Here is a 6,415-nt window from a genome sequence, read left to right on the forward strand (position 1 = left end):
GAGGCCCCCCCGCACCCCCCCCCCGCGGAGGCGGGGCTGGATATTTTGAAGCGGGGCGGCATCGCGTTCGCCGCGGCGATCGCGGCCGCGGCGGCGCTGACCGTCGTCGAGCCGTGCTCGAACGGCATCGGCGGCGACGCTTTCGCGCTGGTGTGGACGGACGGAAAGCTGCACGGCCTCAACGCCAGCGGACCGGCTCCGCGATCGATCTCGATCGCGGCGGTGAAGGCGGCGGGACACGCGGAGATGCCTGCCTACGGGCCGCTCCCGGTCACGGTGCCCGGTGCGCCGGCGGCGTGGGCGGAGCTGTCGCGGCGATTCGGCCGGCTGCCGCTCGGCGAAGCGCTGGAGCCCGCCGTCCAGTATGCGGAGGAGGGCTATCCGGTGTCGCCCACGGCGGCGTTCAATTGGGGCAAGGCGCATGCCTTGTACCGGGGCGCTTTGAAGGGCGCGGCATTCGAGCCTTGGTTCGAGACGTTCGCGCCCCGCGGGCACGCGCCTGCTGCCGGCGAGCTCTGGCGGTCGCCGGACCACGGGCGCACGCTCCGACAGATCGGCGAAAGGGGGGCTGAAGATTTTTACCGCGGCGAGTTGGCGGCTCGCATCGCCGCGTTCGTGCAGGAGGCCGGCGGATTTCTGAGTGAAGAGGATCTGGATGCCTTTCGCCCCCAGTGGGTGGATCCGATCCGCGCGGCCTACCGGGGCTATGACGTTTGGGAGATTCCGCCGAACGGCCAGGGGCTCGTGGCGCTGCTTGCGCTTCGGCTGCTCGACGGCTTCGACGGATTTCAGCCGGGAGCCGTCGACTCGTACCACAAGCAGATGGAGGCGATCAAGCTTGCGTTCGCGGACGGGCAGCGGCACATTACCGATCCTCGCCATATGAAGGCGAGCGTGGAGGCGCTGCTGTCGGATGCCTATACGGCGGAGCGTCGGGCGCTGATCGGACTGCGGGCGGGGTTGCCCGAAGCCGGCAATCCGAAAAGCGGCGGAACGGTTTATTTGGCCGCAGCCGACGGCGAGGGCAATATGATCTCCTTTATCCAGAGTAACTATATGCAGTTCGGCTCCGGCCTCGTCGTACCGGGAACGGGCATCGCGCTGCAGAACCGGGGACGCGACTTCTCGCTGGACGAGACGGCGGCTAACCGGCTGGAGCCGGGCAAGCGCACGTACCATACGATCATTCCGGGCTTCTTGACCCGCGGCGGCGAGGCCGTCGGGCCGGTCGGCGTGATGGGTGGCCTGGTGCAGCCGCAGGGCCACGTCCAGACGCTGATGAACGCGATCGACTTCGGCCTTCATCCGCAGGCCGCGCTGGATGCGCCGCGCTGGCAGTGGACGGGCGGGCGCACGGTGCTGGTCGAGCCGGGATTTCCGGCCGCCGTCGCGCAGGCGTTGGCCCGGCTGGGCCATGACATTCGCTTCGCGCTGGACGGCGGCTCCTTCGGACGCGGACAAATCATCTGGCGCGATCCGGCGACCGGCGTGCTCTGCGGCGGCACCGATTCGCGGACGGATGGCACGGTTGCGGTTTGGTGATTGTTGTCGGGCGGTTTATGAAGCGATGGCTGGCGTTCGTCCGGAAAATCCGGGCGGGCGCTTTTTGCGTTTCTATGCGTTTTCTTTTGAGGTTTGTTTGCGATTTCCTTTGCGCTTGCGTTTGCCGGGACGCACCTTCACGTTCTTGCTTCTATTCCCCGCCGCGGCGTGTATGATATGCTAGGATAAATGTACGTACAGGTCACGATACAGGTCTGGGAGGATACGATGACAATGAACGCGCAAGCTTACGAGGGTCAGTACCAGGGTTTGAAGGCTGTATGGCTGAAGGCGGGTCCGTACGAGGCGGCCGTGCTGCCGGAGATCGGCGCGAATCTGATCGCGTTCCGGGACACGGATCGGGGATATGCTTTTTTGCGGGAGCCGGCCGCGGATGAGCTGCAAGCGTTCACGGAGCGCCCGATGGTGCACGGCATTCCGGTACTGTTTCCGCCGAACCGCTTCGAGGACGGCAAGTTCCCGTGGGAAGGGCGCGTGCTCGAGCTGCCCGTCAACGAGACCGACCGCAACAATCATCTGCACGGCTTCCTTTATAACATTCCTTGGCAGGTCGACGGCTTCAGCGCGGACGCGCTTGGCGCGCGTGCGGTATTCAGCGTGAAGGTGGAAGAAGGCGATGCGGTGTACGAACGGTTCCCGTTCGCGTTTACCGTCCGTCTGGAATACACGCTGAGCGGCGAAGGTCTCCACCAGCGCGTCAGCGTGCGCAACGACGGCGAGGGCACGATGCCGTGCCTGCTTGCGTTTCACACGGCGGTCAACGCGCCGTTCGCGCCGGGCAGCACGCCGGACGACTGCACGTTCAAGCTGACGGTCGGCGAACGCTGGGAAATGGGCGCCGACGGACGCATGCTGCCGACCAAGCGCAAGCTTCCTCTGACGGATGCCGAGGCGCGGATGCGCGACGGCACGCAGTCGCCGTTTTTCGAGTCGCTGGACAATCACTACACCGCTGTGCCGCAGAACGGCCGCAACCGCATGGAGCTGACCGACAACCGTACGGGCGTCAAGCTCGTCTACGACGTCGGCGCAGGTTACAAGCAGTGGATGATCTGGAACGACGGCGCCAAGGGCGGGTACTTCTGCCCGGAGCCGCAGGTGAATCTCGTCAACGCGCCGAACATCGAGCTGTCGCCGGAGGAGAAGGAGCAAGCGGGTCTGTTCGCGCTGTCGCCCGGCGAGATCTGGGAGGAGACGAGCCGGCTGTATACGATCGGCTGATCGAAAGCAGGCCGGTGGGGGATTGTGTCTGCAGGAATAAGCGTGTGGCGTAGCGTTATTCGGTGCGGGGGATTGTGTCTGACCAGAATAAGGATGTGCATAATCGTTATTCCGGGATCAGGGACGCACTTAGCCGCAATAGGGATGTGGCGCATCGTTATCTCGCGCAGGGGATCGCGCTCGGCCCGAATAAGCATGCGCCATATCGCTATTTCGAGCAAGAAGGTTTACGTCAGTTTGCAGCAGAAGCAGGATCGTCAGGCCGCGCCCCTGACGGTCCTTTGTTTATTCGGCGAGGATGGGCAGGGGCTCCGCCTCTACCCATCCAGCAGCTTCCGCAGCTTCTCTTCGGTGCGCGAATCGGCGGCGGGCGTGTAGACGCTGAGGCGTAGGTCGGCGCTGCCGTGCGCCTGGAGCGAGGTGAGGTGGAACAGCATCTTGCCCGCTTTGGCATGCCTGAATTCGAGGGCGACCTCGGGCGCGCTGCTGACGCGGCTGTCGTTCCAAAGGCGCTCGAAGTCGGGATGTGCCTCCTTCATTTCCGCCAGAAACGCCTCGTACCACTCGTCCTCCACGTACTGCCCGTAATACGCCCGGAAAATCGCCAGAAAGCCGCTCGCGAACGACTCCCAGTTGACGGCCAGCCTTTTGAACTCCTTGCGCGTGAACACGAGCCGGATCATATTGCGGTCCTCGGGCGCGATCCGGCCGAAGTCGGCGAAGACGCGGGCGGCGGCTTCGTTCCAGCCGACGATCTGGCAGCGCCTGTCCGATACGATCGTCGGGCACTGCCGCAGCTCGTCCACGACGCGCGACAGCGAGGGCGTCATGACCGGCGCGGCTTCCCGCTCATAGTCGACGCCGCCGGACGCCCCGCCGCTCTCAGCCAGCGAATAGAAGTATTTGCGCTCGTCTGCCGTCAGCCGCAGCGCTTCGGCTACGCACTCCAGCACGGCGTGCGACGCCTGAATGTCCCGGCCCTGCTCCAGCCAGGTGTACCACGTGCTGCTCACGCCCGCCAGCTGCGCCACCTCTTCGCGCCGCAATCCCGGCGTCCGCCGTCTGCCGATGTCCGGCAGCCCGACTTCGCCCGGAGACAGCTTGGCCCGCCGCGCCTTCAGAAAGGCCGACAACGCCTGCAAACGCGCCTGTTTGTTCATTCCGCACCGCCCTCCTTGGCGAAAGCTCCGCTTCCCTTATACAATCGTACGCATTTGATGCCGCCAATGGCGGCTGTTATTCAGGTGCTCGTTATACCAGTATAACCTATAACTTGTACTAGGATATCGGCATGTGAAATGATAGGACTATCGCAACGCATACAGGATGGAGGAGATCGGGATGGCAAGAACGGTCATTACGGGCATGGGCGTCGTATCGCCGCTGGGATCGGACGTCGCGTCTTTTTGGCAAGGACTCGTAGAAGGTCGCTCCGGCGTCCGGACGATTGAACATATGGATGTGTCGGGGTACAAGACGCGGATCGCGGGAGTCGTGCAAGACTTCGATGCCGAGGCGATGTTCGGGCGCAAGGAGGCGAGGCGAATGGACCGCTTCACCCAGTTCGCGCTCGCGGCGGCGGACCAGGCGATCTCTCAGGCGGGACTGGATATGGAAAAAACGGACCGCGAACGGGTCGCGGTATACGTCGGCTCGGGTACGGGGGGCCTCCGCACGCTGAGCGACAACGAGTCGCTGCTGCGCGAGCGCGGGCCCGACCGGGTTAGCCCGCTGCTCGTGCCGATGATGATCGCCAATATGGCCGCGGCGCAGATCAGCATCCGGTACGGCACATACGGCCCGACGATGTCGCCCGTGACGGCTTGCTCGATCGGCAATACGGCGATCGGCGAGGCGTTCCGGCTCATCCGCGACGGCGAGGCCGACGTCGTCATCGCAGGCGGCGCCGAAGCGGCGGTGACGGAGCTGTCGCTCGCGAGCTTCGGCAATGCGACGGCGCTGTCTCGCCGCAACGACGATCCCGCGCGAGCGAGCCGTCCGTTCGACGCAGACCGAGACGGGTTCGTGCTCGCCGAGGGCGCGGGCATCGTCGTGCTCGAGTCGCTCGAGCACGCGCTGGCGCGCGGCGCGCGGCCGCTCGCCGAGGTGATCGGCTACGGCGCGAGCTCCGACGCCTACCATCAGGTCGCCACGCATCCCGAAGGACGGGGCGCGGTTCAGGCGATGCGCGCGGCGCTCCGCAGCGCGGGCGTGGCGCCGGCGGACATCGACGTCGTCAGCGCGCATGCGACGAGCACCGAGCTTGGCGACGCGACGGAGACGCTTGCGATCAAGCAGGCGCTCGGCGAACGCGCGGGACAAGTGCCCGTGACGGCCAACAAGTCGATGACCGGGCATATGCTCGGCGCATCCGGCGGCGCACAGGCGATCGCGCTCGTGCAGACGCTGCGCGAAGGGATCGTCCCGCCGACGATCAACCTCGAGCGGCAGGATCCCGCCTGCGACCTGGACTACGTGCCGAACGAGGCGCGCCGGGGTCTGGACCTGCGGATGGGCCTGTCGAACTCGTTCGGGTTCGGCGGACACAACGCGGTCATCGTGCTTCGCAGGTTCGACGAGGCGTGAGCCGAGGCGGCGCGCTTGGTCCGGCCGGAGGACCGGCCCAGGCGTGCGCCACCGCATACCGCGCCTGCTCACACTCCGCTCTCCGGCGCATTTTGTTGTATAATGGGCACATCTGAGGGTGCGAGGAGCTGGATGAAGAACATGTTCCATACGAAAAAGCTGCTGCTGCTCGGTTCGGGCGAACTGGGCAAAGAGGTCATTCTGGAGGCGCAGCGCCTCGGCGTCGAGACGATCGCCGACGACCGGTACGAGGGCGCGCCGGCCATGCATGTGGCCGACCGCAGCTATGTCATCGACATGCTGGACAAGCAGGCGCTCCGCGAGCTCATTGTGCGCGAGAAGCCGGACCTGATCGTGCCGGAGATCGAAGCGATCGCGACGGCCGAGCTCGTCAAGCTGGAGGAGGAGGGCTTCACGGTCATCCCGACCGCGCGCGCCGCCCGGCTGACGATGGACCGCGAGGGCATTCGCCGGCTGGCCGCGGAGACGCTCGGTCTGCCGACCGCGAAGTACCGGTTCGCGGACACGTACGACGAATTCGCCGAGGCCGCCCGTGCGATGGGCTTCCCGTGCGTCGTCAAGCCGCTCATGAGCTCCTCGGGCAAAGGCCAGAGCGTCTGCCGCTCCGAGGCGGAGCTGGCGGAGAGCTGGCGGATCGCCATGGAGGGCGGCCGGGTTCAGCAGGGACGGGTCATCGTGGAGGAATTTATCCGATTCGAGTCGGAGATCACGCTGCTGACCGTCCGCACCGCCGAGGGGACGCAGTTCTGCCCGCCGATCGGCCACATCCAGCAGAGCGGGGACTATATCGAATCTTGGCAGCCGCATGAGATGACCGCTTCGCAGCTGGAGGAATCCCGGCGCATCGCGCTCGCGATCACGGACGCGCTTGGCGGCGTCGGCTTGTTCGGTGTCGAGCTGTTTCTCGCCGAGGACAAGGTCTACTTCAGCGAAGTGTCTCCCCGTCCGCACGACACGGGCCTCGTCACCCTCGTCAGCCAGAACCTGTCGGAGTACGCGCTGCTCGAGCGGGCGATTCTCGGCC

Annotated in this window: 5 protein-coding genes; 4 read left to right on the top strand and 1 reads right to left on the bottom strand. The window is 65.8% G+C overall.

Annotated elements, in window-relative coordinates:
* Positions 1-1,542: gamma-glutamyltransferase family protein (locus KVT38_RS31985; RefSeq protein WP_254639715.1), on the top strand; the 1,542-nt coding region annotated here is incomplete at its 5' end.
* Between the two features lie 228 nt (positions 1,543-1,770).
* Entirely contained in the window at positions 1,771-2,784 is a 1,014-nt protein-coding gene (locus tag KVT38_RS31990; RefSeq protein WP_217597807.1) for an aldose 1-epimerase, read from the top strand.
* Between the two features lie 317 nt (positions 2,785-3,101).
* Here the strand turns inward: KVT38_RS31990 and KVT38_RS31995 are convergent, their stop codons facing one another.
* A complete protein-coding gene (locus KVT38_RS31995) occupies positions 3,102-3,944 on the bottom strand; it encodes a helix-turn-helix transcriptional regulator (RefSeq protein WP_217597808.1) in 843 nt (280 codons plus the stop codon).
* Positions 3,945-4,125: 181 nt separating this feature from the next.
* Between KVT38_RS31995 and fabF the strand changes: the two genes are divergently transcribed.
* Together fabF and purT are read left to right on the top strand one after the other, a co-directional pair.
* On the top strand, positions 4,126-5,370 hold the full coding sequence (fabF, locus tag KVT38_RS32000; protein ID WP_217597809.1) for a beta-ketoacyl-ACP synthase II: 1,245 nt from the start codon (positions 4,126-4,128) through the stop codon (positions 5,368-5,370).
* Between the two features lie 141 nt (positions 5,371-5,511).
* The coding region (purT, locus tag KVT38_RS32005) for a formate-dependent phosphoribosylglycinamide formyltransferase (protein WP_217597810.1) at positions 5,512-6,415 on the top strand (904 nt) is incomplete at its 3' end.

It is taken from the genome of Cohnella sp. GbtcB17 (assembly GCF_019091135.1).
Taxonomy (GTDB): Bacteria; Bacillota; Bacilli; order Paenibacillales; family Paenibacillaceae; genus Cohnella.

Coding starts and splice junctions, on each gene's coding strand:
- fabF (WP_217597809.1), top strand. CDS start 4,126: ATGGCAAGAACGGTCATTACGGGCATGGGCGTCGTATCGCCGCTGGGA.
- KVT38_RS31995 (WP_217597808.1), bottom strand. CDS start 3,944: ATGAACAAACAGGCGCGTTTGCAGGCGTTGTCGGCCTTTCTGAAGGCG.
- KVT38_RS31990 (WP_217597807.1), top strand. CDS start 1,771: ATGACAATGAACGCGCAAGCTTACGAGGGTCAGTACCAGGGTTTGAAG.